General features: G+C 39.1%; 25 protein-coding genes and 1 pseudogene. 5 read left to right on the forward strand and 21 right to left on the reverse strand.

The features are described 5' to 3' along the window. Positions 1–2 precede the first annotated feature (2 nt). The 3 genes from DRW42_RS18110 to DRW42_RS18120 are packed head-to-tail and all read right to left on the reverse strand — an operon-like array spanning position 3 to position 2,805. Positions 3–1,058, reverse strand: coding sequence for an ABC transporter permease (locus tag DRW42_RS18110; protein WP_113950242.1), 1,056 nt, complete (start codon positions 1,056–1,058; stop codon positions 3–5). A 1-nt stretch (position 1,059) separates the two neighbouring features. Further along, a complete protein-coding gene (locus tag DRW42_RS18115; protein WP_113950243.1) occupies positions 1,060–2,211 on the reverse strand; it encodes a BT_3928 family protein in 1,152 nt (383 codons plus the stop codon). Between the two features lie 48 nt (positions 2,212–2,259). Then, positions 2,260–2,805 carry a DUF1599 domain-containing protein gene (locus DRW42_RS18120; RefSeq protein WP_113950340.1) on the reverse strand — a complete coding sequence of 182 codons (546 nt, stop codon included), beginning with the start codon at positions 2,803–2,805 and terminating at the stop codon, positions 2,260–2,262. Positions 2,806–2,904: 99 nt separating this feature from the next. Between DRW42_RS18120 and folP the strand changes: the two genes are divergently transcribed. Then, on the forward strand, positions 2,905–3,756 hold the full coding sequence (folP, locus tag DRW42_RS18125) for a dihydropteroate synthase (protein ID WP_113950244.1): 852 nt from the start codon (positions 2,905–2,907) through the stop codon (positions 3,754–3,756). Between the two features lie 127 nt (positions 3,757–3,883). Next, positions 3,884–4,675: a diadenylate cyclase CdaA gene (gene cdaA, locus DRW42_RS18130; RefSeq protein WP_113950245.1), complete on the forward strand. Its 792-nt coding sequence runs from the start codon at positions 3,884–3,886 to the stop codon at positions 4,673–4,675. A 285-nt stretch (positions 4,676–4,960) separates the two neighbouring features. Here the strand turns inward: cdaA and DRW42_RS18135 are convergent, their stop codons facing one another. From DRW42_RS18135 to DRW42_RS18195, 13 genes and pseudogenes are all read right to left on the reverse strand, one after another. Beyond that, complete coding sequence (locus tag DRW42_RS18135) at positions 4,961–5,371, reverse strand: BrxA/BrxB family bacilliredoxin (RefSeq protein WP_025145566.1); 411 nt, start codon at positions 5,369–5,371, stop codon at positions 4,961–4,963. 103 nt (positions 5,372–5,474) lie between these two features. Next, entirely contained in the window at positions 5,475–5,981 is a 507-nt protein-coding gene (locus DRW42_RS29100) for a CCC motif membrane protein (protein ID WP_208643586.1), read from the reverse strand. Positions 5,982–5,989: 8 nt separating this feature from the next. Beyond that, positions 5,990–6,310: a DUF2752 domain-containing protein gene (locus DRW42_RS18145; RefSeq protein ID WP_113950246.1), complete on the reverse strand. Its 321-nt coding sequence runs from the start codon at positions 6,308–6,310 to the stop codon at positions 5,990–5,992. After that, on the reverse strand, positions 6,291–6,725 hold the full coding sequence (locus DRW42_RS18150; protein WP_113950247.1) for a YkvA family protein: 435 nt from the start codon (positions 6,723–6,725) through the stop codon (positions 6,291–6,293). Before DRW42_RS18150 ends, DRW42_RS18145 begins: the two co-directional genes overlap by 20 nt. A gap of 17 nt (positions 6,726–6,742) precedes the next feature. Continuing rightward, complete coding sequence (locus DRW42_RS18155; RefSeq protein WP_113950248.1) at positions 6,743–7,627, reverse strand: YARHG domain-containing protein; 885 nt, start codon at positions 7,625–7,627, stop codon at positions 6,743–6,745. Positions 7,628–7,649: 22 nt separating this feature from the next. Further along, positions 7,650–8,276: a DUF2306 domain-containing protein gene (locus DRW42_RS18160; RefSeq protein ID WP_244215312.1), complete on the reverse strand. Its 627-nt coding sequence runs from the start codon at positions 8,274–8,276 to the stop codon at positions 7,650–7,652. Further along, entirely contained in the window at positions 8,277–8,684 is a 408-nt protein-coding gene (locus tag DRW42_RS18165; RefSeq protein WP_113950249.1) for a hypothetical protein, read from the reverse strand. A 12-nt stretch (positions 8,685–8,696) separates the two neighbouring features. Continuing rightward, positions 8,697–9,008, reverse strand: a pseudogene (locus DRW42_RS29520) (putative toxin-antitoxin system toxin component, PIN family); the annotation flags it as partial. 102 nt (positions 9,009–9,110) lie between these two features. After that, positions 9,111–9,335 (reverse strand): hypothetical protein, encoded by a 225-nt coding sequence (locus DRW42_RS18175; RefSeq protein ID WP_208643587.1) that lies wholly within the window; start codon positions 9,333–9,335, stop codon positions 9,111–9,113. Positions 9,336–9,366: 31 nt separating this feature from the next. Next, positions 9,367–10,884 carry a GH3 auxin-responsive promoter family protein gene (locus DRW42_RS18180; protein ID WP_113950250.1) on the reverse strand — a complete coding sequence of 506 codons (1,518 nt, stop codon included), beginning with the start codon at positions 10,882–10,884 and terminating at the stop codon, positions 9,367–9,369. Between the two features lie 172 nt (positions 10,885–11,056). Then, positions 11,057–11,797 (reverse strand): LPS export ABC transporter ATP-binding protein, encoded by a 741-nt coding sequence (lptB, locus tag DRW42_RS18185; protein ID WP_113950251.1) that lies wholly within the window; start codon positions 11,795–11,797, stop codon positions 11,057–11,059. A 57-nt stretch (positions 11,798–11,854) separates the two neighbouring features. Further along, positions 11,855–13,555 carry a single-stranded-DNA-specific exonuclease RecJ gene (recJ, locus tag DRW42_RS18190; protein WP_113950252.1) on the reverse strand — a complete coding sequence of 567 codons (1,701 nt, stop codon included), beginning with the start codon at positions 13,553–13,555 and terminating at the stop codon, positions 11,855–11,857. A gap of 102 nt (positions 13,556–13,657) precedes the next feature. Further along, positions 13,658–14,983, reverse strand: a complete 1,326-nt coding sequence (locus tag DRW42_RS18195) for a sulfatase-like hydrolase/transferase (protein ID WP_113950253.1) — start codon at positions 14,981–14,983, stop codon at positions 13,658–13,660. 112 nt (positions 14,984–15,095) lie between these two features. On the opposite strand from DRW42_RS18195, the gene DRW42_RS18200 reads away from it, so the two are divergent. Continuing rightward, positions 15,096–15,863 carry an MBL fold metallo-hydrolase gene (locus tag DRW42_RS18200; RefSeq protein ID WP_208643588.1) on the forward strand — a complete coding sequence of 256 codons (768 nt, stop codon included), beginning with the start codon at positions 15,096–15,098 and terminating at the stop codon, positions 15,861–15,863. 165 nt (positions 15,864–16,028) lie between these two features. On the opposite strand, the gene DRW42_RS18205 is transcribed toward DRW42_RS18200, so the two are convergent. The 5 genes from DRW42_RS18205 to DRW42_RS18225 all read right to left on the reverse strand — a co-directional run bounded on the left by DRW42_RS18205 (position 16,029) and on the right by DRW42_RS18225 (position 22,941). Further along, complete coding sequence (locus DRW42_RS18205) at positions 16,029–16,616, reverse strand: YceI family protein (RefSeq protein WP_113950255.1); 588 nt, start codon at positions 16,614–16,616, stop codon at positions 16,029–16,031. A 613-nt stretch (positions 16,617–17,229) separates the two neighbouring features. Next, positions 17,230–20,106, reverse strand: coding sequence for an aminomethyl-transferring glycine dehydrogenase (gene gcvP / locus DRW42_RS18210; protein ID WP_113950256.1), 2,877 nt, complete (start codon positions 20,104–20,106; stop codon positions 17,230–17,232). A 501-nt stretch (positions 20,107–20,607) separates the two neighbouring features. Next, positions 20,608–21,171, reverse strand: a complete 564-nt coding sequence (locus tag DRW42_RS18215; RefSeq protein WP_113950257.1) for a hypothetical protein — start codon at positions 21,169–21,171, stop codon at positions 20,608–20,610. A 114-nt stretch (positions 21,172–21,285) separates the two neighbouring features. Beyond that, the gene (locus DRW42_RS18220; RefSeq protein WP_113950258.1) at positions 21,286–22,182 is read right to left on the reverse strand and encodes an EamA family transporter; all 897 of its coding nucleotides are present in this window, start codon (positions 22,180–22,182) and stop codon (positions 21,286–21,288) included. 42 nt (positions 22,183–22,224) lie between these two features. Beyond that, on the reverse strand, positions 22,225–22,941 hold the full coding sequence (locus tag DRW42_RS18225) for a pyridoxine 5'-phosphate synthase (RefSeq protein WP_113950259.1): 717 nt from the start codon (positions 22,939–22,941) through the stop codon (positions 22,225–22,227). Positions 22,942–23,024: 83 nt separating this feature from the next. Here DRW42_RS18225 and DRW42_RS18230 point away from each other — a divergent pair, with 83 nt between their 5' ends. Beyond that, on the forward strand, positions 23,025–24,659 hold the full coding sequence (locus tag DRW42_RS18230; protein ID WP_113950260.1) for an ArnT family glycosyltransferase: 1,635 nt from the start codon (positions 23,025–23,027) through the stop codon (positions 24,657–24,659). Position 24,660: 1 nt separating this feature from the next. Further along, complete coding sequence (locus DRW42_RS18235) at positions 24,661–25,041, forward strand: GtrA family protein (protein WP_113950261.1); 381 nt, start codon at positions 24,661–24,663, stop codon at positions 25,039–25,041. Positions 25,042–25,183 lie beyond the last annotated feature (142 nt).

Below are 25,183 nucleotides of genomic sequence, written 5' to 3' on the forward strand. Positions count from 1 at the left end.
TCTTAACTTAATTTAACCCTTGGATCGACATAAGCATATAAAATATCAACCAGAATATTGATCACCACAAATACGAAAGCGATGAAAAGAATAGATCCCATCACTACCGGAAAATCTGACATTTCCAATGCAGTTACCGTTGTTCTGCCCAGTCCGTTATAACCAAAAATGTATTCCACAAAAAAAGAACCAGCCAATAAAGAAGCAAACCATCCTGAAATGGCCGTAATTACCGGATTCATCGCATTTTTTAAGGCATGTTTATAAATAATTGCATTCCGGCTTAATCCTTTAGCTCTTGCTGTTCTGATGTAATCCTGCGCCAATACATCCAGCATGGCGCTCCGGGTAAGCTGTACAATAATGGCCAGCGGCCTTAACCCCAGCGTAATCATCGGCAACCATAAATTTCTTAAAGTTAATATTTCGCCGTTAAAGGGATCGTAAGAATACAAGCTGCCACTCATTTTTAAACCTGTATAACTGCTCAGCACAAAGCCAAAAAGCCAGGCAATGATGATTCCCGCGAAAAATGATGGAGCAGATATACCCAAAATGGCAAAGGCATTGGCCGATTTATCAATCCATGAATCTTTATATACTGCCGATACAACGCCTAAAAAAACACCGATTAGGGTTGCGAAAATCATTGCAGTTAGCGCAAGGATAAAAGTATTCGGCACCGTTTCGGAAAGAATGGCTGTTACATCGCGTTTGGTTTGATACGAACTACGCAGGTAAGGCCATTTTAAGGCCAGTACCTTTTTATCAAATGTAATGAGCTTTGCATAATGGTATTTCTGCCGACTAATACTATCGTTATCCAGCACACTAACCGGTGATAAATCGTTGAGGTATAAAATAAACTGAACAGGTTTGGAACGATCTAAACCAAATTCTTTACGAACGGCTTCAAGCGACTGGACATCTGCACGCTGCCCCATTGTCATCCGTGCCGGATCACCCGGTAAAATATTAAACAGCACAAAAACAACCATTACCACACCACCCATTACCAGCAGTCCGTACATTAGTTTTTTAAGTGCGTAGGCAATCATGTTATTTATCGAAATATTTTCTGCTCAACTGATCAAAAGTAGGCACATTGTGGAAATGCCATTTATTGATCACTACACCGTTTTTCATTAACAATACACCCGGGTTTGCCCTCACCATACTTTTTAAGGGTACGGCATCAGCATAAAAAACTTCAGAGAACAGATTGTTCTTTTTAATAAAAGCCTGAGCATCCTGTGCCGAATTGGAAGTAAGCAATACGGTACGGATGTTAAATTGCTGTGTAGCATTTATGGCCAGGGCATTTAATTTGCCAATGGCGGCTTCGTTTGTTGCATGCAGATCGTAAGCCACAAAAATTAAATTATAGTATGGATTTTCGATCAGTTCTTTTGTATAGTCGGTGCCGGAAGCATCAGTAATATTTAAATCTTTTATTTTAGGTTCGAATCCCTTTTTTACCAGTTTTTTAGTGGGTTCGCCAATAATTTCCCAATTACTATCCTTCCAGATTTCCGTTTTAAGGTAATCCTTATCACTCATATCCTTCTCTTCTTTGGTTTTCTTATTTTTGAGGTGGTACATGATCTCAAATTCATCCGGTTTTTCTCCCGGAGGGATTACCATTAGCGACGGAATGTGCGCACCAACTTTATAAGGCAGAAAATCAAGGATCGGAAGTACATTATAAGTATAAAGGCCAAAACCCAACGAAAGAACGGTTACTGCAATGGCAATATTTCTTTGCGTGGCTTCTTTTTTAAATAAAGGTTGTATCAGATCTTTTTTTAAGAAAATCACAATAATCAGTACCAATAGGATCAGGTCTTTACTAAACGATTGCCAAGGCGTAAGCGGAATAGCATCACCAAAACAACCGCAGCTGGTAACCACTTTAAATGCGGCAGAGATAAAGGTTAACAGGGTAAAAAAGATGATCAGCAGCAACAAACCCCAGGCAACTTTTTTGCTCCAGAAACCCAGTAACAATAATGCGCCAAGCACAATTTCTAAAGTACAGAGTAAAATGGCAATGCCTGTGGCCATTCCGCTAAGGAAATTCATGTGAAAAACCTCAAAATATTCCTGTAGCTTATAGCCAAAACCAAGTGGATCGTTCGCTTTGATCAACCCTGAAAATATGAATAAAGCACCAACAAAAAATCGGGAAAATCTTAAAAGTACGTTTTGCATCGGTATATATTTTTCTGTGGTTTACAATATTTAAAGGCCTCTGGATAATTATTTCACACCTAACTTAATCAATGCAAAAACCGAATAATTCAGCATATCCTGATAGTTCGCTTTTACACCTTCTGAAGCCAGGGTTTGCCCTTCATTATCTTCAATCTGTTTAACCCTGAAAATCTTCATCAAAATCAGATCGGTTAAAGAACTAATGCGCATATCGCGCCAGGCTTCTCCATAATCATGGTTTTTGGCAAACATCAAATCTTTGGTCTCTGTTACTTTTCCCTCAAACAGTTTTTCAACTTCAGCATAAGGTATTTCGTTCGGATCGTTTTCCGTCAGTTCTAACTGCATCATAGCAATTACACAATAATTTACAATACCAATATATTCAGATACCACACCCTCTCCCACTTTGCTTACTTTTTTTTCTTCCAAAGTCCGGATGCGCTGTGCTTTGATAAAAATCTGATCGGTGATCGAACTTGGTCTTAAAATCCGCCATGCAGTGCCGTAATCTTTAGTTTTTTTTAAAAATAATGATCTGCAAACCGCAATCACTTCATCAAATTCTGTAGAGGTATTTGTTTGTGCCAAAGCCAATAATTATTTAGTTTTTAGTGTATTTTTGTTGTGAAAAAACAAAAGCTAAAGATACATTTTTAAAGCGAAACCCAAATCCCGAAAGGGTTTATTATGGCAGAAAAAAACTTTTTTGAGCCCAAACAAAGCTTAAACGTCAACGGTAAACTTATCGATTTAAGTACGCCAAAAGTAATGGGGATTTTAAACATTACCCCCGATTCTTTTTACAGCAACAGCCGCACAAAAACAATAGATGAAGCATTAACTAAAGCTGCCCGGTTTTTAAATGAGGGCGCTACTTTTATCGATATCGGGGGATACTCATCACGCCCGGGTGCCAAAGATATTTCAGCTGATGAAGAAACAGACCGTTTAATTCCAGTTGTTGAAGTATTAGCAAAAGAATTTCCGGAAGCAATTATTTCTATTGATACGTTTAGGGCAAAAGTAGCGGAAGAAACTATTCGGGCAGGTGCGCACATCATTAACGATATTGCCAGTGGTGATATGGATGATAAAATGTTCGAAACTGTTGCCAGGTTACAAGTTCCCTATATGATAATGCACATGCAGGGCACGCCACAAAATATGCAGCAAAATCCAGTTTATAACAATGTGCTGCTTGAAGTGATCGATTACCTGGCAAAAAAAATTGCGGCATTAAAAGCATTGCATGTTCACGATGTAATTATCGATCCGGGTTTTGGTTTTGGAAAAGCAACCCAACACAATTACGAATTGCTGAAACAGATGGAAGCTTTTAAAATTTTTAAACTCCCGATTCTGGTCGGTTTCTCGCGTAAAGGCATGATCTATAAAACACTCGGCACTTCAGCAGCAGAAGCCCTTAACGGAACTACAGTACTGAATACGATTGCACTGCAAAAAGGTGCAGGTATTTTAAGGGTACATGATGTGAAGGAAGCTGTGGAGTGTGTGCGGTTGGTGGGGATGTTGCGCTAAGCGCTTAGCGCCAGGCGCTTTTCCCCTTCATAGTAATTTAAACCAGTTTAAAGAATTACCCCCATTTGCCACTTTAAACGATCAACCCATATTGTAAACTGACAACCGTTTTACTATCTTGCCACTGATGAAAGGTTTTGATTTTGATTTTCTTAAAGTATCGCCAACAGATATCATTGATATTATTTTAGTGGCCCTGTTAATTTACTACGTTTATACATTAATACGTAATACTTTAGCCGTAAATCTTCTTGTCGGGATGTTTATTATCACAGTTTTTTACTGGATAGTGAAAAGTTTGCACATGGATTTACTCACCACCATCATTGAGAAATTTATGAGTGTGGGGATTATTGCACTGATCGTAATTTTCCATCCTGAAATCAGGCGATTCCTCTTATTAATCGGAAAAAATGCCTTTTTGCAGAAAAATAAAGCCTGGTGGGGTTATTTATTTGGTCGGAAAGAGATAGAAAGAAACAATTTAACCCGCATAAAACCCATTATTGATGCCTGTAAAAGCATGAAAAAAACCCGTACCGGGGCATTAATGGTATTTGTTAAGTTTTACGATGAACAGTTTTTCGCCAATAGTTGCGAGATTGTAGATGCCAAAATATCAAAACGTTTGTTGGAAAGTATCTTCCAGAAAAACAGTCCGCTGCATGATGGTGCCGTAGTGATTTCAGAAAATAAAATTAAAAGTGCCAGTTGCATCTTGCCCTTAACCGATAACGATCAATTGCCCTCGCAGTTTGGCTTAAGACACCGAGCCGGCATTGGTGTTTCGGAAACTACTGATGCTGTTGCAGTAATTATTTCTGAAGAAACCGGGGAAATCTCCTACGCAAAACAGGGCCGGGTAAGGATGAATGTTTCTTTTGGGGAATTGGAGAAGTTGTTGAATAAGGACTTTTAGTAGACACAGATTAACAGATCTAACCAAATGTCGTCATCTCGACTGAAGCGTAGAGAAACGGAGAGATCTATCTCGAGTTAGATTTAGCTCCGCTGAGCACTTACGTGGTTCTCGACTGCGTTACACTCCGCTCGAAATGACGGTATTTTTTTGATTTATCCAATAAATTATTCCTCGAGAAAACGGAATCTCATAAACAAAAAATGGCGAATGTTTCCATTCGCCATCTCTATATTTCTTAAGAATTACTCATCAGTGTAATCCTTCAATCTGTGTAATCATTTTCTAGCAATATTGCTCAAAAGCACCAATCAGGTTATCGGCGATCATTTGTGCCGGACGACCTTCGATCTGGTGACGCTCGATCATGTGTACCAATTTACCATCTTTAAACAAAGCCATTGCTGGTGATGACGGAGGAAAAGGCATCATGTAATTTCTGGCCTGGTCTACCGCTTCTTTTTCCATACCTGCAAAAACCGTAACCAATTTATCAGGGTGTTTTTCGTGTGCTGCTGCTGCTCTTGCCGCCGGACGTGCATTTGCTGCCGCGCAACCGCAAACTGAGTTTACTACTACCAACACCGTACCTTCGCCTTTAATGGCCTGATCAACATCTGCTGCGTTTTTTAATTCCTGGAAACCAACGTTGGTTAATTCTTTACGCATTGGCTCTACTAAATATTCTGGATACATTATTTTAATTTTTTATTTACAATTTTGAACGTTACAAAAATAAGAAAATCGGATGGCATGCACCACCCGATTTATATTTTTAAGGTAAAATTAAAATGATGTTTTACTGAAGACCTTTTAAAATTTCCTGCATTTTATTTGGATCACTTAACATGCCCATACCGAACATTATAATGATAAAAACATAATAAAGCAGGGATAAAATATTTAAGATTAAACCTATAATGGCACATATTCTGCCTGCATTTAGGTTTTTATATGAACTTAAAGTATAAAGTGCGGGATTAGTGGCATATAGATTTCTGTCTTTTTTACTTAAAACCAAAGCAATAATTGCAGGGATTAAGCCTAAAATACCATAGCAGCAGCAAAATGCAATAGAAAGAATGCCTAATACAAGCACTACAGTTGAGTTTGGTAAGCTTTGCTGACCAAAACCTCCTCCACCAAACTGGCCAAATGGCGGTTGTTGAAAAGGTGGTGGTTGCTGAAATGGCGGAGGTGTTGCAGTCCCCTGATCAAGTGGCTGAAAGGGTGCTGGTTCCGGATTCTGATTCTTTGAAAGATCGATGGGTTTATTTTCCTGAGGGTTTTCCTGTTCTTCTGACATGGCTTTATTTAGATCAATTGATGATTGTATATTTTGTAAATGTAACTGATTAAGATAATTACTGCAACACCTGCATAAGTGATTTTTATTAACTGTGCACCAAATTTAAAATCAACTTTTAAGTGAATAATGGTAAAAAGCACCACAAAAACCAAAGGTATTGTAGCTGGATAAAGTTTAAATGAACCGATCAAATCTCCTTTAAAGAGCGCCAAAACAGAACGCTGCAAACCACAACCCGGGCAATCAAATCCAAAATTAGCTTTAAACGGACATGTTAAGAGGTGCCGCTCTACCCAATCAAAAAAACTATGTTGCTGTTGAGCCATCAATATCGCCTATAAATTTTACCTGGGCATCTTTCCACACCTTATATTTTTCAAGATCTTTAAGCACTTGCCTGTACACCAGGTTTAAAATATAAATATCATCAATAAATCCCAAAACAGGTACAAAATCAGGAATTACATCAACAGGTGATAAGAAATAGATCAAACCGCCCAAAATGGCAATGATCGATCTTTTAGGGATTTCGGTATAATCGCCATTCACATAATCCTTGGATACAGCAAAAAGCAATACCAGTTTCGACCAAACGCCCTCCAGATCACCTTTGTTGGTTACTGCTTTCCCTAAAGCATCTTTTATCGTATTACCGGCTTTGGTTTTATCGCTCAGGATTACCGAAGCTTTGCTCTGCGATTTTTTAAAGAAACCCAATATTTTTTCCCTGTTCAATTTCATGGTTAATGCTTTACAAATTAACGGCCAAAAGCATCATAGTTGTCTTCCGCGTATTTTGTAAAACGATCTAATAACTTAATATTTTTATTTTCAATTGCCGTTAAATCATGATCCACGTTGTTTTTAACAGGAACATACCATTCTACAGGATCGAAAAAATTTCTGAAAGTCTGCTTTTTAAACGCATAGCCGTGTCGGGCGAAAATTGTATTTTTTATAATCTGCAGGTCGAGTTTTCTTAAATTCTTTACATCTTCTTCTTTAAGTGCGGTGGTAGAAGCATTTAATTTAAAAATCTGATCGGATGCACTTCTGAAAAAAGGATTAACCCCTAAAGTATCTACCGTTCCATCTTCCAGCGTATCTAAATTTTTTATCATTTTATGATCGCTCCAGTCTACATAACTCGCTTCTGTTGGCAACATCAGGCTGGCATTATATTCGAATGTTTTTTTAAGTAATTTAAATTCCTTTTCAGGCCATTTAAGTCCTTTTTTATAGGCGTTCCATTTACCGATCAGCGTATCGCCAACAAGGGAGATTTCAAATTTTCCGTCATATTTATCAGTTCCGGGCTCGTCTAAAACAAAGGTAATTTTACCTCCATCTTCTGATAATTTACCTAATAACGGCCTGCTGTTACCAGAAACTACGCTTTGCGCAATTACAGTATCCTTGGTGATTTTTTTGATATTAATATTCAGTTTTTCAAAAGCATCCTGCATATCCCCATCGTATTCCAACTGTTCTGCTGTATAAAAATCGCCAACCCAAAAGCCATAAAGTTCTTTGTGTATTTCGGTTTGGGCCACAGCGGTGTTTTTTGCATTATCGGTTTTTTTGGTATCTCTGCATGATAGCATCAAAAAAGGGATCAGAGCGAGTAATAAGATTTTTTTCATTTTAGGTATCTGTTTTTATAGGTCAAACAATTTTCTTTTTAATCAGCCATTCGGCGATCAATAAATTGGGTATCCAGCCCAACCAGGCAATAATCTGGTATACATCCATTGGTGCCGGGTGGAATAAATATACTAAAATAACTTTCCACAGCCTTAAAGTGATGGCCGAAGCTGCCAAAGCAAAACTGCGGTACATAAACTTTTTATGGGCAAGTATTTTTCCTTTTAAGATCAACAGCAGCGCTTTTAAGGTAAACCAAAACCATAAAACACCCAAAATAATAAATGAAGTTTTGGCTACTAAACCACCGTTTGCAAACCAGCCGATAAAAATGCCTGAAGGTGATGCCAGCAAAAGCACGAAGCCAACATACAGATAGCCCAAGCACCGGTGTATTTTGGGAGATTGAGCTAAAATTTTGTGACTAAATTGTGTAAAACCGGCTAGCAATACAAATATCGCACTGTATACATGCACGTAAAATATGGGCAGATAAGCTTTAATTCCGGATACTTCGGTCTGTTTGATCTGCAGAAAAGACACCTCGCTGCTAAAAGGGATGTAGCGTAAAGTAATCTGCACCATCAGCATAAAAAAATAGGCAAAAAACAATAGCCAGGCCACCTGTTTATAGCTGATGCTTTTCATTTATTTTTTGTTGAAAAGCAAGAGTAATTTTTTATCAAAAGGTATGACAACCAATTGCGCATTTACCACATCATCTTCGTAAAGCTGCTGTTTCTTTGGATCGAAAACAAAGCGGGCAATAACAGGCATTCTATCAGCATAACTTTCGTGCAGGTTAAAATCATAGGTTTTAGAATAGCCGTTTGAAGGATCGGTTTTAGGATTGGGACTGCTCTCGAGCATAATGCCGTAAGAGGTTCCTCCATTTTTCACAATCCGCTCATAAAGCCCTTTGGTTAACTGCTTACACCTTGGCGATGTTTCTACAATTTTATAGGCAATCTGTGCTTTGTAACTCTCTTTTACCTGAGCTTTTGATTGATATGCAGAAAATACCAGCGTTAAAAGAAGAAATAGGATGTTTTTCATTGTTGAGTAGAGTTAATCTTCAATTAGTGATAAAAACTCATCGATTGATAAGATGTTAACTTTTGGAAATTCTATTTGCTTGAGCACTCTGAAATGATTATCATTTGTTATCATGTAATCTGCATTTCCAGCGATATAAGCATCAACAAATTTATTATCATCAACATCTGAGGATATTAACTTCCATTCAAAATAAACATCAACTTTTACTACGCTACGGAGATTTAATAGAGATTCGGCTATACTGGCCGCAATAAGAAAAGTAGTTTTTTGCTCAATAATTTCAATGTACTCTGAAAGAATTTCATTACTAATTATGGCATTAAACTGTCCATTTTATTAACGCATCAAAGATGGATCTATACTTTGATTTTTTAGGAATTGAAACAAGAAGCACGTTGGTATCCAGTACAACTCTCATTTATATTATTTTTTTCTGAGGTGCTCATTTTTCCAGGTTTCAATTGTATTTTCATCCCAATTGTTTTCTTCCCAAAGTTTATCCATTTCATCAGATGCTAAATTTGCAAAGTACTTTGCCAGAATTTCTTTAATATCATTCAATTGAGCATCAGGCAAATTATACTGAAATAATTTTATTAGCTCAAGCTGAACATTGGTTAATTTACCTGTAGCTTCCATATTTTTCATTGTGACCTAAACAAATATAATCAATAATATTTTAAGCTGATTTCATCATATCCAAAATATCATCAACATACTTACGTTCGTTGGCCAAACGAGGTACCTTATGCTGTCCGCCAAGTTTATTTTTTGCCTTTAGCCAGTTATAAAAAGTATTTGCGGGTGCATTATGCACTTTTGGCCGTGCCAGTGCCATATCTTTAAAACGTTTGGCATCATAATCGGAGTTTACCTCACGCAGTGTATTATCCATAATATCGACAAACTTCTCAAAATCGTTGGGCTGTTTATCAAATTCGATAATCCATTCATGTCCGCCTGCTTTTTCATCTTTAAAATAGATTGGTCCGGCGGTATAATCTTTTATTTCGGCACCAGTTTCCTGGCAGGCTTTTGTTAGGGCTTGTTCTGCATTATCGATGATTACTTCTTCGCCAAAGGCATTGATAAAATGTTTGGTACGTCCGGTAATTTTAATGCGATAAGGAGAAAGTGAGGTAAACTGGATGGTATCGCCAATCATGTAGCGCCACAAACCACCATTTGTAGAAATTACAATCGCATAGTTTTTATGTAATTCTACTTCGCCCAGCAATAAGGCTTTTGGGTTTTCTTCATCGATGTTTTCCATGGGAACAAATTCGTAGAAAATCCCATAATCGAGCATCAATAACATTTCTTCCGAGTTGTCCTGATCCTGGATGCCAAAAAAACCTTCGGATGCATTATACGTTTCGAGGTAATACATTTCGCCGGAAGGGATGAGCTGTTTAAACTGCTCTCTATAGGGTGCAAAGTTTACCGCGCCATGGATATAAAGTTCCAGATTTGGCCAAACTTCGAGTAAATTCTGTTTTCCGGTAAGTTCGAGCACCTTTTTTGCCAGTACAATGGTCCAGGTGGGAACCCCCGAAATACTGGTTACGTTTTCATTAATGGTGGCTTCGGCCATTCGATCCATCTTGATCTCGTAGTTATCCATCAAAGCGATAGACATATCGGGCGTGCGGTAATATTCGGCCCATATAGGCAGGTTTTTGATCAGTACAGCCGATAAATCGCCATAAAAACAATCTTCGTTTAACTGGTTAACCTGATGACTTCCACCCAAAACCAAACCTTTGCCGGTAAACATCTGGTTATCGGGCTGGTTGTTGCAATAAATGGAAAGCATATCCTTACCGCCTTTAAAATGGCATTCTTCCAACGATTCCTGCGAGACCGGGATAAATTTACTCCTATCGCTCGTAGTACCTGATGATTTTGCAAACCATTTGATATCGGATGGCCAAAGAATATTCTGTTCGCCATTGAGCATACGCTCGATATATGGCTTTAAGGTATCGTAATTTTGGATGGGAACGCGTTCCTGGTATTGTTGCGGGGTTAAAATCGATTTGTAATCATATTTTTTGCCCCATTCTGTATTTTCGGCACTATCAATCAGTGTATGGAACCACTCTTCCTGAACATCGTAGGGATATTTCATGAAAAGCTCGATCTGGTGGATCCGCTTTTTCATTAACCAGGTAAAAATTGAATTTACAAATGCCATCGTTAAATGTTAAAATGAATGAGTATCATTTTGTTACAGACTTTTACACCTGCCACTTGGTTTAATGGGGACACACGCAGATTTTTATACACAGTAAATTATTTTATATCTTTTGGTTTAATATTGCGATTAGGCAACACACCAAGGTTAAATTTTGTTTGTTGATTATTGCCTAAACATCAAATTTCTTACGTTTCAGCACGAAATTCGATCCTAAATACACTTTTCTCACCATTTCGTTCTCGGCCAGTACCTCGGGAACACCCTGCTCGAGGATTTTTCCTTCGAAAAGGAGGTATGCCCTGTCGGTAATCGAAAGTGTTTCCTGAACGTTGTGATCGGTAATTAAAATGCCGATATTTTTATGCTTCAGCTTGGCTACAATACTCTGGATTTCCTCTACGGCAATGGGATCTACGCCTGCAAATGGCTCATCCAGGAGGATAAAGTTAGGGTTAGCAGCTAACGCACGGGCAATTTCGGTACGGCGACGCTCGCCACCCGACAATAAATCGCCACGGTTTTTACGTACTTTATGCAAACTGAACTCATTAATCAACTCTTCGAGCTTATCTCTTTGTTCTTCCTTACTTAAATTACTCATTTCCAGAATGGCCAGAATGTTATCTTCTACTGTAAGCTTTCTAAAAACAGAAGCCTCCTGAGCCAAATAACCGATACCTTTTTGCGCCCTGCGGTACATGGCATCTTCGGTAATGTCTTCTTCTTCCAGGAAAATGCGGCCTTCATTTGGTTTGATCAAACCTACGATCATGTAAAAAGAAGTTGTTTTACCGGCACCGTTAGGACCTAATAGCCCAACAATTTCCCCCTGACTTACGTTAAAAGAAACATTGTTTACAACAGTACGTTGCTTATATTTTTTAACCAGATTTTCGGCTCTTAGTATCATATATCTTAATACTAAACCTCGCAGGTTTTAAAAACCTGCGAGGTTTGAATAGTTTATTTAATTAACTTTTATTCCTTTAATATTTAACTGCAAACGTTTTTTATCACGCCAAACGTTTTCTTCTAATGTATAACAAATCGAAAATGGCACCTTTGGTTGTAAAAGATTTTGAAATTCTGCCAATCCGAACGCAATGCCTTCAAAAATAGGCGAATTTTGTTGTTTTATATTAATTTTTAAATGATTTTGACCAACTGCCATGGCATGTTGCGCGAGGTACACATTGTGTGTAACAAAAACCGGTGACATATTTTCCGGTCCGAACGGTCCCATTTGTGATAAAACCCTATAAAATTTACCGTCTATCTGCGCAAGTTCTATTTCTGCATCGATCCTGATCATGGGGGTAAGCAGTTCTTCGGTAATGCTTGCAGCTACAATTTCTTCAAATTTATCGGCAAAAGCATCAATATTATGCTCCTGCATGGTTAAACCTGCTGCAAATTTATGTCCGCCGTATTGATCCAATAAATGCGCACAACCGCTTAACGCCTCATACAAATCGAATCCTACTACTGAGCGGCATGAGCCTGCCACATGCCCGTTAGATTTAGTAAGCACAATGGTTGGGCGATAATACTTTTCGGTTAACCGCGAAGCCACAATGCCGATTACCCCTTTATGCCAGCTCTCGTTAAATACTACGGTTGTTTTCCTGTTGATGAGGACTTCACTTTCGCCAATCAGGGCCAAAGCCTCGCGGGTAATATCCTGATCGTAGGTTTTACGTTCAGTATTTTTGAGGTTGATGAGTTCGCTTTGTTCTAATGAATTGCTATCTACCTGGCAAAGCAGCATGGCAACAGCGTGTTTTGCGTGGTCTATCCTACCAGCGGCATTAATCCGCGGACCGAGGGTAAAAACCACATCGGTAATGCTATAATTTTCGGTTTTGCCCGAAACTTCCATCAAAGCCCTTAAACCTTCGCATGGATTGCTATTTAATTTTTTTAAGCCATAATAAGCCAAAATCCTGTTTTCGCCCACTACCGGGACAATATCGGCAGCGATACTCACCATCACCAGATCTAAATACTGCAGGTAAGTTTCTTTGGCAAGACCGTGTTTTTGTGCATAAGCCTGTGCCAGTTTAAAACCAATACCGCAGCCGGCAAGTTCTTTAAAAGGATAAGCGCAATCGGTACGTTTGGGATCTAAAACGGCAATGGCTTTAGGAATTTCCTCGCCCGGCAAATGGTGGTCACAGATGATGAAATCAATCCCCAAAGTATTGGCATAATCAATTTTATCAATCGATTTTATGCCGCAATCCAATGCGATAATGAGCGAAAATCCATTCTCATTTGCATAATCAATGCCAGCTGTTGAAATGCCGTAACCTTCCAGATAGCGATCGGGAATGTAATATTCGATGTTTTTAGTAAGCTGCGAAAAGAAACTGTAAGCAAGGGCTACCGAAGTTGTGCCATCTACATCGTAATCGCCGTAAATCAGTATTTTTTCGTGGGTGGCCAACGCGGTTTCGATACGGGCAATAGCAATATCCATATCCTTCATTAAAAAAGGATCGTGAAGATGATCCAGATCCGGTCTGAAAAAATTTTTCGCCTGATCGAAATCGCAAATATTCCGCTGCACAAGTATCTGTGCCAAAGAGCGGTCTATGTTAAGTTGTTCTGCTATGTTTGTTATCGCGTCATCATCACAATCCGATGCCGGCACCCATCTTTTTTCCATTTATTCTGTCTCCGAACAGTAAATATACATTTTAATTGGATAAAACGGAGGCAAACTTTGCTTGTATACGGAATAAGTCCCTTTAAAACAAAAGCTTAGATTTTACTTCGAATTTCCGGGATATTGCTGATAAAGTTTGATCAGATGTGCCTTTTCGTTTGCATATTTTGCATCATCAATTAAGTTTACACGCTCTGCCGGATCCCACGATAAATTATAAAGTTCTGATACTTCCTGATTGTCTTTTTTGGTAATCCGCAGTTTCCAATCGCCATCTTTCACCCCTTCCAAAACATAGTTGTGATAATAAATGGGACGGTGTGTTTTGTTATATGTTTTGTTAGTGAGCAGACCTGAAATAGATTCGCCGTCGTATACTTTTTGCGGTAGTTTACTTTTGGTCCAATCGGCAAGTGTTGGAAAAACATCCAGATTTGAAATGGGTTTGGTTAACTGTGTATCATTAAGCGTATGACCTTTCCAGTATACAATAAATGGCACCCGGTGACCGCCTTCGTAAGAAATACCTTTTGAGCCTCTAAAAATCCCTGCCGAACCTACATGGTAAAATTTGGTAAAACCATCATCATACATCCGTTGTGGCGCATTAATCCATGGGCCATTATCGCTTGTGAAGATAAAAATGGTATTATCGGCTTGTCCGGAGGCAACAACCTGTTTCCAGATTTCGGCCAAACCTGCATCCATATCTTCGATCACATCTCCCAGTTCGCCGCCTGCCGAAGGTGTTCTTCTACTTTTTTGAGCAGCAAAAGCTACAGGCAAATGCGGCATATTCTGCGCCAGATAAAGGAAAAACGGTTTCTTAGCTGCAGCACTTTTTTTAATAAATTTAATCGATTCGCGGGTATAAGAACTGGTTAAAATGCTATCGTGGGGTTTATAAATCTCGGGTTTGGTATTCCTGAAAATCTTGATCGTGGTATCGGTTTTCACATAAGGTGCCCTGTAATCGTGACTATATAAAAGACCATAAAATTCATCAAAACCTTTTTTGTTCGGCAACGAAACGCCATAATCGCCCAAATGCCATTTACCAACCAGAGCGGTAGCATAACCTGATTGTTTAAGCATCTGCGCAATGGTAATTTCATCTTCCGGTATACCCCGTTTATCACCCGGACCAATTGGCGAAGGCAGATCCATCCTGCTGCAATACCTGCCGGTAAGTAACGACGCTCTGGATGGCGTACAGGTTGGCGAGGTGGTAACAAAGTTTGTAGCTTTTATGCCTTTTGCGGCCATTCCATCTAAAAAAGGGGTTTTAATCAGCGGACTTCCGTAACAGGAAATATCTGCATAACCCATATCATCGGCTAATACAATGATTACATTTGGCTTTTGTTGTGCCTTTAACTGGAGCGAAAAACAAACAAATAAAACCGGGACTAAAATTCGAAAATTCATGCCTGAAATTTAAGCATGATATTTTACAAAAAAAGGAAGTATCCAAGCTTTTACCAAAACAAATACTCAAGTTTAGATTGTTACCTTTGTATAAACATTAAAGATTTACATTTTGCAAGTTCACACCCTATTCGAAGGTACCTATTCTGTTGATGCAACAAAGAAATTTGTGCCTTTCGACCCTGCTATACATAGTTTTAAAGACCGTCCGGCTTCATTATTTATCAATGTTCAGCCTTTTTTGGTTGAACTGAAAAATGACCTTGTACTTTTTGATACGGGTTTAGGTTTTAGCGATGACCATGGCGAACTGATTTTACATAAAAACATCCGCAATGCAGGTTTCGACCCTACGGATGTAACCAAGGTTTTAATGTCGCACTTACATTACGACCACTCCGGCGGCATGATCCACAAACAGGAAAACGGCAAGGTGGATTTAAGCTTCCCGGATGCAGAATATGTAATTAACCGCGGCGAATGGGAAACGGCATTTAGCAGCACGTCATCATCCTACCACAGCGATATTTTCGATTTTGTGCAGCGCAATGCCCAACTGAAATTTGTTGAAGGCGACGGCGCACTTGACGAAACCATTGCTTACGAATTTACAGGCGCACATTGCCCTAACCACCAGGTTTTTCTATTAACCGAAGGCAAACAAAAGGTATTTTTTGGCGGTGATGTATTGCCCGAGCCGGAAGAACTGGTTAAAAACTTTATTGCTAAATATGATTTCGATGGCCGTAAAGCGATGGAATTGCGTAAAGCATTTGGTAAAAGAGCCGCCGAAGAAAACTGGGAATGTTTATTCTACCATGGAAAAAGCGCAGCAACAGGGTTTGTTGATGAAGTTGAAGGTGGGTTTAAAATAAGGTAAGCTTTTCCCAATTATTATCCCCTTTAAATTGTGGTGGTTGGCTGAAGCCGAACCACAATGAATTTAATTTACTCCACTATTATTCATTGTTGCCTGTTTCAACAGGCATAACACAAAAAAAGCCCCGACAAATGTCGAGGCTTTCCTTTTTCCGAGACTGGGAAATTATTTTTTAGCTACCAATTTAACAGCTAATTCGAAGTTATCATCAATTGCTTTGTCGCCAATGCTATCGAAGAATGATTTAGAACCGTATTTGATGTCATATTTAGTTCTGTCTACAACAATTTTACCTGCTAAAGCCGAAACAGTCCCATCAGCATTTACAGTTACAGTTGCAGGGAAGCTTAATGGTTTAGTGATACCTTTGATGGTTAAGTTACCTGATACGGTTACGTTAGCACCTGAACCAGCAACTTTAGTAATTACGAAAGTTGAAGTAGGGTATTTAGCTGTACCAAAGAAATCGTCTGCTTTTAAGTGACCTTCTAATTTTGCGCTGCCATCAGCATCTTTGATTGAAGCCATATCGATTACAAAGGTACCACCAGTTACACTTTTACCGTTAACGGCTAAGGTACCTGACTGTAAAGCTACAGTTCCGTTGTGAGAACCTGTTACTTTTTTACCGATCCATGTAATGGTCGATTTTGCTGCATCTACAGTATAAGTTACCGGTTTGGTTGGGTTTTTAAAAGCTGACAATGCTACTACTGCCACTAATAAAAAAATTGAGCTGATTTTTAATTTCATTTTCTGGTTTTTTAAAATTTTGATACAAATATAGATGAACTGCCGATCTCCTGCTGTTGACCTATGTTAAGTTTTTTCAAAAGTAATCGGATTTATTTAAAATCATTCTATTGACTGCAGAATTGTAACAAAGGTTTAATTTGTTTACTTTTTTGTGAGGATTTTTAGAAAGGTAGAAGGCGGAAGGTGGAAGGCTTTGGTGCGAATGCCTAAAAAGGCTAAACACGGAAGGTTGAAGGGTGGAAGGCTTACTTACGAATGCTTAGAGGTTGTTTGTTCGTAAACCTGACAGCAGCGAAAATCCTTTTTGTTTGCACCAACCCTAAATATACTGTCGTGCTGAGGTACGAAGCATCTGCAACCGATGAAACGGATGCTTCGTTCCTCAGCATTGACAGTGCCATAAAAAGATTGCAGCGAATGGCAGGGCTGCCGCCTCCGATAGAAAACTGACATTCATTTCCAAAAAAACAATCTGCAAGCCTTATGAAAATGAATCCATAAAACTTGCAGATGAATAGAATATGTTCGTGGCGATACGAACCTAGGCGTATGATTAAAAGTAACGGAAAGGAAAACCCATTATCCGTTTTACCTCTTCCCTTTTACATCCTTACGGTACGATCTCTTCCAAATAACTTTCAACCGGTGGACAAGCACAGATTAAAGATCTATCGCCATGGCTATCGTTAACACGACCAACTGAAGGCCAGAACTTACGCTCTAACACATAAGGAAGCGGGAAAGCAGCAGTTTGGCGGCTATATAAATGATCCCAATCGTTAGCAGTAATTACCGCAACGGTGTGAGGTGCATTTTTTAACGGGTTATCTGTTTTATCTAAAGTTCCGTTCTCTACCGAAGAAATTTCGTTCTTAATGGCGATTAATGCATCGCAGAAGCGGTCTAACTCATGTTTAGGTTCCGATTCTGTTGGCTCAACCATTAAAGTACCCGCAACCGGGAATGAAACGGTTGGTGCATGGAAACCATAATCCATTAAACGTTTTGCAATATCAGTAACTTCGATACCGAAAGCTTTGAATGAACGGCAATCTAAAATCATTTCGTGTGCGCAACGGCCCTGAGCACCTGAATAAAGTACAGGATAATGTTGCTCTAAACGCGCTTTCATATAGTTGGCGTTTAAAATTGCATATTTAGTGGCATTTGTTAAACCATCAGCACCCATCATTGCGATGTAACCATGAGAAATGATCAGAATCGAAGCTGATCCCCAAGGTGCAGAAGAAACCGCAGAAATAGATTTTCCTTTATCGATATCAACCACGGCATGACCAGGAAGATAAGGAACCAAATGTTTCGCTACACCGATTGGGCCCATACCCGGACCACCACCACCGTGAGGGATACAGAAAGTTTTGTGTAAGTTTAAGTGACAAACATCGGCACCAATATTGGCCGGACTTGTTAAACCAACCTGTGCATTCATGTTGGCACCATCCATATAAACCTGTCCACCGTTAGCGTGGATAATTTCGCAGATTTCGATAATGCTTTCTTCGAATACCCCGTGGGTTGATGGATAAGTTACCATCAAACACGAAAGGTTATCTTTGTGTAATTCTGCTTTGGCTTTTAAATCTTCAACATCGATATTTCCATTTTCCAAAGATTTAACCACTACAATTTTCATATCGGCCATTGCCGCAGAAGCAGGATTAGTTCCGTGCGCCGAAGCAGGAATCAAGGCTACGTTACGGTGGAAATCGCCCCTATCGTGGTGATAAGCACGGATTACCATTAAACCAGCATATTCGCCTTGAGCACCAGCGTTTGGCTGTAAGCTCATGGCTGCAAAACCGGTAATCTCGCTTAACCATTTATCCAGTTCGTTAAAAACAGAATAGTAACCCAATACCTGATCGGCAGGGGCAAACGGGTGGATACGACCGAAGTGAGACCAGGTAACCGGGATCATTTCTGCCGTAGCGTTTAATTTCATGGTACAGCTACCCAAAGCAATCATCGAGTGGCAAAGCGATAAATCTTTTGCTTCCAACGATTTAATATAACGCAACATTTCATGCTCCGAGTGGTGCGAATTAAAGATCGGGTGGGTTAAATATGCTGATGTACGTTGTAATTCTACAGGGATTACTGTTTCTACATTTTCTACCACTTCTACCTGATCGCCTGCAAAACCTTTTGCCCTTGCAAATATTTTAGCGATTAAGGTAATATCTTCGAAAGTGGTGGTTTCATCAACAGAAATGGTTACGGTGTTACCCACATAATTTAAGTTGATTTCGTTATCTAAACAGTAAGCGTGGATACCGCCTTTTAAATCGCCAAGATCGAAACGGATGGTATCGAAATAAGCAGAGTTTAACTGCTCGTAACCTAAGTTTTTTAAGGTTGAAGCCAAACTAACAGCCAAACCATGCGTACGTTCTGCAATGGCTTTTAATCCTTTCGGACCGTGGTAAGCGGCATAAAAACCAGCCATAATAGCCAACAATGCCTGTGCTGTACAAATGTTCGAAGTTGCTTTATCTCTACGGATGTGCTGCTCGCGTGTTTGCAAAGCCATACGTAAAGCGTAATCACCATGGCTATCGATAGTTACACCGATAATACGACCCGGGATGTTACGTTTATATTCTTCTTTGGTGGCAAAAAATGCTGCATGCGGACCACCAAAGCCCATCGGGATACCTAAACGCTGTGTAGTACCCACTACCACATCAGCACCCCACTCGCCCGGAGGCGTTAACAAGGTTAAGCTTAAAATATCGGCAACTACCGTTAATTTAATATTTAAGTTATGTAATGCAGATGCAAAAGCCGCATAATCGAAAACCTCACCATTACCGGCAGGATATTGAACAATAGCACCAAAGAAATCTTCGGTAGCAGTAAAATCTAAATGATTTCCGATAACCAGCTCAATACCATAAGGATTGGCACGTGTTTTTAAAATATCAATTGTTTGAGGGAAAAGCAATTCTGAAACGAAGAACTTTTTAGCGGCCTGGTTTTTACGCAAACTATATTGCATAAACATGGCCTCAGCCGCAGCGGTACCTTCATCCAGCAAAGAAGCGTTGGCAATTTCCATTCCGGTTAAATCGATAACCATGGTCTGGAAATTTAATAAAGCCTGTAAACGGCCTTGTGCAATTTCTGCCTGGTATGGCGTATATTGGGTGTACCATCCCGGATTTTCGAATACGTTACGTAAAATTACACCCGGCGTAATGGTATCATAATAACCCTGACCGATAAAGCTTTTGAAAACTTTATTCAACAATGAAGTTTGTTTTAAAGCACCAAGATATTCAGTTTCTGATTTCGCTGCAGGCAAATTTAAAGGCTGTTTTAACCTGATTGCCGTTGGAACAGTTTGTTCAATCAGCTCATCAATAGAATTTACGCCAACAGTTTGCAACATTTGGGCTGTATCAGCCTCATTTGGAGCAATATGACGATTTTGAAAATCTTCCTTGTAATGGATATTTAAGCTCATGCGGTATGAATAATAAATTTGCGTGCAAAGGTAGCAAAAATGACGGTGTATTTCACTATCAATCAGTGTAAAAAAGGTGTCTTATTTATGCTTAAAAGCGACAAACTTGGTAGTTTTTATGCGCAAAAAGATAGACAAACGTTTGTTCAATTTTGAACGGATAAGCGATTATTTGGAAAGCAGTGGCTGTGCTAAAATTTAAGTTTGTTCGGGGGGTACGTTTCAGTCTTTTTGAGGTTTTGATTATACAATTCCTAAAAAGCCGCTGTCATTTGAAGGCATACTTATTGCATAAAAATCAATATTACTAACAAAGAGGTAAAGTAAATAACTCCTAAAAGTTCCCGTCATTTCGAGCGGAGAGCAGCGAAGTCGAGAACCCGAAGGCTCTGCGAAGCAAAATTTATCTCGAGATAGATCTCTCCATTCCACTGCGTTTCAGTCGAGATGACGTCGCTTTTTAGTCTTTTTACTTTGGTCTTTCTGCTTTAGTCTCTCAACTTACCTCTGCACTTTCCAACCCTCATCCTTGCTCAACTTCAGTTTATAGGTTTTAGTGATGAAATTGCTGTTTTTGTTGGCCTCTTTATCAAAAGGTTCGAAATCGGTTGTATTCATTTTAAGCGATACCGTCACCTTTGCGGTACTGGAATTAACCTGTGCAAAATCGACCGGCTTTTCATCAGAGAGCACATACTCTACCACTTTTACCGTTGCCCTATCGCCATCCTGTTTTAATACTAAAGAGCTTGCTTTATCGGTTAGGGTAATCTGATATACAAAGCTGCTGTCTTTTGAAAGGAATTTCTTTTTGGCTTCTTTTAAGTTTAGCGTAACCAAACCTTTACTCGCTAAAGATTTATATTTCCCCAGCTCGAACATATCGTTTGTACTGTTAAATTTCATTTCGCCAAATTTAAACCTGGTAGTTTTATACTCAGGATTGGCTTTCAGGTAATCGGTAATTACTTCGGAGGCCTCATCCTGGTTGATGGTGGTTTTGGTTTTACAAGCAGCTAAACCAATAATAATGAAGGATAAAATATAAATGGTCAGTTTTTTCATGTGTAAATGTTTTATGCTTTTTAAAGATATTTAATTATTTTGTAAGTCGAAGGTCCGGAGTCCGAAAGTAGGAAGATTATTATTGTGAAAAATAACCTTGTATCTTCAACCTCCTTACCCTCTCCCTTTTTTCAAATATTTCAGGTTTGGCAAAACCATTGCCGATAATATCACTATAACCCCAACCCACCTTAAAAATGAAACCTGCTCCTGCAATACAAAACCAGCCATCATTACGGCTACCGGTAATTCTGCCGCGCTTAAAATGGAACTAATGGCCGTACCGATTCTCGGCACACCTTCAGCATAAAACAATGGCGGGATTACGGTACCGAAAACCGAAATAATCAGTCCCCATTTTAACAAACTTCCGCCCAAAGCACCATTAATTAAAAATGCTGGTGGAAAGATAATAAAGATCAGGATGCAGGCGCCAGTAATCATGAGTGCACTTTTCTTTAACGGAGCATATTCATTGCCGATCCGGCCGCTTAGCAACAAAAAGCCCGCATAACAAAGGGCTGCCAGTAAGCCGAAACCAATTCCTTTTAAATCCATGTTTCCGATGCTGGTTTCTACCATTCCGCTCGCTAAAACCGTACCGCCTAAAACCAGTAAAATTGCAGTCAATTGTAAGCCTGTAGGTTTCTTTTTAAAAAAAAGGTATTCCATTAAAATACTCATCCATATAAACTGCATCAATAAAATAATGGCAACCGAGTTGGGCACCAGCTTTACACATTGATAGTAAAAAATACTCACCAAGCCTGTACAGGTACCGGCAATTACCATTTTCCACCAGGGTGTTATGGCAGGCACAGCCTTAGCTTTATAACCGGCGGTTCTGCTTTGCAAGAAAAATAATATCCATAAAATTACTGCGCCGAAAAAAGCCTGTGCACCGGTAACATCACCCAAGGTATAACCTTCGTGATAAGCGAGTTTAACAAAAGTAGACAGGATACCAAAACTACAGGCACCAAAAAAAACAAGGAGAATTCCTTTTAACATTTATAACGTATCAAGTATGGAGAAGCAAGTACAACCAGCTCTCTAAGCCAGTTGTTGTAAATATTTTTGTATGGTAGTTTCCAAACCTAAGTAAAGTGCATCGCTAATTAAAGCATGACCGATAGAAACTTCCAGCAAACCAGGAATGCTCTGCGCAAAATAATGCAGGTTATGCAGATCCAGATCATGACCGGCATTAATACCCAAGCCCAAAGTGTTTGCATGATGGGTTGCTGCGATATAATTTACGATTGCTTTTTCGCGATCAGCATAGTAATTGTGCGCATAAGCCTCGGTGTATAACTCAATGCGATCAGTCCCTGTTTCTACAGCACCTTCTACCATTTCTACCACAGGATCAACAAAAATAGAAACACGGATGCCTTCCTTCTGAAAAACCGCAACCATTTCTTTCAGGTAATCTTTATGCTTAATGGTATCCCAACCGTGGTTAGAAGTAATCTGTCCTTCGGCATCAGGCACCAAAGTAACCTGGGCAGGTTTGTTGGCCAAAACCAGGTCAACAAATTTATCTTCTTTACAATTTCCTTCAATATTGAATTCAGTAGCGATAACAGCCTTTAAATCGTATACATCCTGATAACGGATATGGCGTTCGTCTGGTCGCGGATGTACTGTAATTCCCTGTGCGCCGAAACGTTCACAATCTAATGCAACCTTAACCAGATCAGGATTATTCCCCCCACGACTGTTGCGCAGCGTAGCAATTTTATTGATGTTAACCGATAACTTTGTCATGCAGCAAAGATAAGGCTTTGCCCCTGTTAATCTCAAAGCTTAAAAAAATTTGACTTTTTTTTGCTCATATTTGCTTCCTGTAAATGAACTTGAAAGAGACCACGCTATATAAAATTTTAATCGCCCTGGTTGCACTGGTTAGTGTACCGGCACTTTTTGGTGGCATAATGGAACCCGATTCGGCACTATATGCATCCATTGCCAAAAACATGGTGCTACGGAATGATTGGATCAACATTTATGTACGCGGTGCTGATTGGCTGGATAAACCACATTTAACCTTTTGGTTAGCTGCCGCATCCTTTAAAGTTTTTGGGATTAATGCTTTTGCCTATAAACTCCCATCTTTTCTGTTCGGATTATTGGGTGCAGGATATCTTTATAAACTTGCAAAAGATATTTACAGCGAAAAAACTGGGTTGATTAGCGCATTGATTTTTTTAAGCTCGCTACACATCCTTATTTCAACTTTTGATGTGCGCGCAGAGGTTTACATTACCACTTTTACCCTAGCGGCCATTTATCATTATTATAAAGCCCATCAGGGTGTTTTCTGGCATATTGTTGCGGGTTCGTTTTTTGCCGCCTGCGCCATTATGATTAAAGGCATATTTGTACTGATCCCCGTTTTCGGTGGATTCATTATTTACTGGCTGTTAACTAAACAGTTTAAGCAGTTATTAAAACCAAAATGGTGGATTGCCATTGCATTGATTTTCATTTTCATCATTCCAGAATTATATACCTTATACATTCAATTCGATTTACATCCCGAGAAAGTGATATTTGGAAAAACTGGTGTATCAGGCTTAAAATTTTTCTTTTGGGACAGTCAGTTTGGCCGCTTTTTTAACAACGGACCGATAAAAGGTAAAGGCGATATTTCTTTCTTTTTACATACCACGCTCTGGGCCTTTTTACCCTGGTCGATTTTGTTTTATACCGCAGTGGTTAATCTTTTCAAAAAGAAAAACAGAGTGGGTTTACCTGCGGAAAGTATCATGATCTGGACGAGTGCTGCGATTACCTTCCTTTTATTTTCGCTTTCGAAATTCCAGCTTCCACACTACATTTTGATCATTCTGCCACAGTTAGCCATTATTACGGCATTATATATCCAGAAACTGGAAGGAAGAAGCTTAAAAGTATTTTGGTATGTACAAACAGTAATTGCAATAATTCTATTTATAGCAATCATTATCATTGGTATTTATTCTGCTTTTGGAGGAATTTTCTTTATGCCTGCTCTTATGCTTACGGTGATAGCATCTGGGCTTTTCAAAAAAATAAACAGGGAAAATCTTTTGATCCGGAATATTATCTGCTCAGTTACTGTTATGTTATTTCTTTCATTGCTTTTTTATCCCTCGGTGCTTAAATATGAATCGGGTATGGAAGCAGGAAAATGGTTAAAAGAAAATCATCCTGATGCAAGGGCTTCGGTTTTGATGTATCCGGATGCCTACTCATTTGACTTTTATGCCAACGGCGAACCGAAATACTTTTGGAGTTACGAAGACCTGGATAAATCGAAAAATGAAAAAGACCTGATTATTTATACTCCCGCATCCGAACTCGAAAGGTTAAAAACCGATTACCATGCCGAAGTGTTAAAATCATTTGAATATTACCATATCACCAAACTAACCGGTAAATTTATTAATGCCAAAACACGCCCTCAAGTTTTAGAGCAGTTTTATTTGGTTAAAATACATTAGCATGGATTTATTCTTCCGCATCTTAAAATTTGGATTAACGGGTTTTCTTGGAATGGCGATTGATTTTGGAGCAACCTGGCTTTTTAAGGAGAAGATCAAAATCAATAAATATATTGCCAATGCCATCGGCTTTACCCTGGCGGTAACCAATAATTACCTCATTAACCGGGTTTGGACATTCGAAAGCACCAATACCCATTGGGCAACTGAATTCGGTAAATTTTTGGTGGTGAGTTTAATTGGCCTTGGGTTAAACACCTTTATCATTTATCTTTTCCACCAACGGAAAAACGGAACAAACTTTTATGTGGCCAAGTTTTTCGCCATTGTAATTGTTTTTGTGTGGAATTTTTTAGCCAATATGTTGTTCACATTTAGGTAGCTATTGCAAAATCGTCATCTCGACTGAAGTGCAGCGGAATGGAGAGATCTACCTCGATAGCTATCGGGGCCGCTCGAAATGGCGAAAGAGGCGATGATTTAGTTATACGATTGGCATAGCCCTATAAACCAATGCCCACTGA

Origin of the sequence: Pedobacter miscanthi (genome assembly GCF_003315595.1) — a bacterium.
GTDB classification, from domain to species: Bacteria; Bacteroidota; Bacteroidia; order Sphingobacteriales; family Sphingobacteriaceae; genus Pedobacter; species Pedobacter miscanthi.

Excerpts from the sequence above, each read along its gene's own strand:
- DRW42_RS18110 (WP_113950242.1), bottom strand. The coding sequence starts at position 1,058 with ATGATTGCCTACGCACTTAAAAAACTAATGTACGGACTGCTGGTAATG.
- DRW42_RS18115 (WP_113950243.1), bottom strand. The coding sequence starts at position 2,211 with ATGCAAAACGTACTTTTAAGATTTTCCCGATTTTTTGTTGGTGCTTTA.
- folP (WP_113950244.1), top strand. The coding sequence starts at position 2,905 with ATGGCAGAAAAAAACTTTTTTGAGCCCAAACAAAGCTTAAACGTCAAC.
- cdaA (WP_113950245.1), top strand. The coding sequence starts at position 3,884 with ATGAAAGGTTTTGATTTTGATTTTCTTAAAGTATCGCCAACAGATATC.
- DRW42_RS18135 (WP_025145566.1), bottom strand. The coding sequence starts at position 5,371 with ATGTATCCAGAATATTTAGTAGAGCCAATGCGTAAAGAATTAACCAAC.
- DRW42_RS29100 (WP_208643586.1), bottom strand. The coding sequence starts at position 5,981 with ATGTCAGAAGAACAGGAAAACCCTCAGGAAAATAAACCCATCGATCTT.
- DRW42_RS18145 (WP_113950246.1), bottom strand. The coding sequence starts at position 6,310 with ATGGCTCAACAGCAACATAGTTTTTTTGATTGGGTAGAGCGGCACCTC.
- DRW42_RS18150 (WP_113950247.1), bottom strand. The coding sequence starts at position 6,725 with ATGAAATTGAACAGGGAAAAAATATTGGGTTTCTTTAAAAAATCGCAG.
- DRW42_RS18155 (WP_113950248.1), bottom strand. The coding sequence starts at position 7,627 with ATGAAAAAAATCTTATTACTCGCTCTGATCCCTTTTTTGATGCTATCA.
- DRW42_RS18160 (WP_244215312.1), bottom strand. The coding sequence starts at position 8,276 with ATGAAAAGCATCAGCTATAAACAGGTGGCCTGGCTATTGTTTTTTGCC.
- DRW42_RS18165 (WP_113950249.1), bottom strand. The coding sequence starts at position 8,684 with ATGAAAAACATCCTATTTCTTCTTTTAACGCTGGTATTTTCTGCATAT.
- DRW42_RS18175 (WP_208643587.1), bottom strand. The coding sequence starts at position 9,335 with ATGAAAAATATGGAAGCTACAGGTAAATTAACCAATGTTCAGCTTGAG.
- DRW42_RS18180 (WP_113950250.1), bottom strand. The coding sequence starts at position 10,884 with ATGGCATTTGTAAATTCAATTTTTACCTGGTTAATGAAAAAGCGGATC.
- lptB (WP_113950251.1), bottom strand. The coding sequence starts at position 11,797 with ATGATACTAAGAGCCGAAAATCTGGTTAAAAAATATAAGCAACGTACT.
- recJ (WP_113950252.1), bottom strand. The coding sequence starts at position 13,555 with ATGGAAAAAAGATGGGTGCCGGCATCGGATTGTGATGATGACGCGATA.
- DRW42_RS18195 (WP_113950253.1), bottom strand. The coding sequence starts at position 14,983 with ATGAATTTTCGAATTTTAGTCCCGGTTTTATTTGTTTGTTTTTCGCTC.
- DRW42_RS18205 (WP_113950255.1), bottom strand. The coding sequence starts at position 16,616 with ATGAAATTAAAAATCAGCTCAATTTTTTTATTAGTGGCAGTAGTAGCA.
- gcvP (WP_113950256.1), bottom strand. The coding sequence starts at position 20,106 with ATGAGCTTAAATATCCATTACAAGGAAGATTTTCAAAATCGTCATATT.
- DRW42_RS18215 (WP_113950257.1), bottom strand. The coding sequence starts at position 21,171 with ATGAAAAAACTGACCATTTATATTTTATCCTTCATTATTATTGGTTTA.
- DRW42_RS18220 (WP_113950258.1), bottom strand. The coding sequence starts at position 22,182 with ATGTTAAAAGGAATTCTCCTTGTTTTTTTTGGTGCCTGTAGTTTTGGT.
- DRW42_RS18225 (WP_113950259.1), bottom strand. The coding sequence starts at position 22,941 with ATGACAAAGTTATCGGTTAACATCAATAAAATTGCTACGCTGCGCAAC.
- DRW42_RS18230 (WP_113950260.1), top strand. The coding sequence starts at position 23,025 with ATGAACTTGAAAGAGACCACGCTATATAAAATTTTAATCGCCCTGGTT.
- DRW42_RS18235 (WP_113950261.1), top strand. The coding sequence starts at position 24,661 with ATGGATTTATTCTTCCGCATCTTAAAATTTGGATTAACGGGTTTTCTT.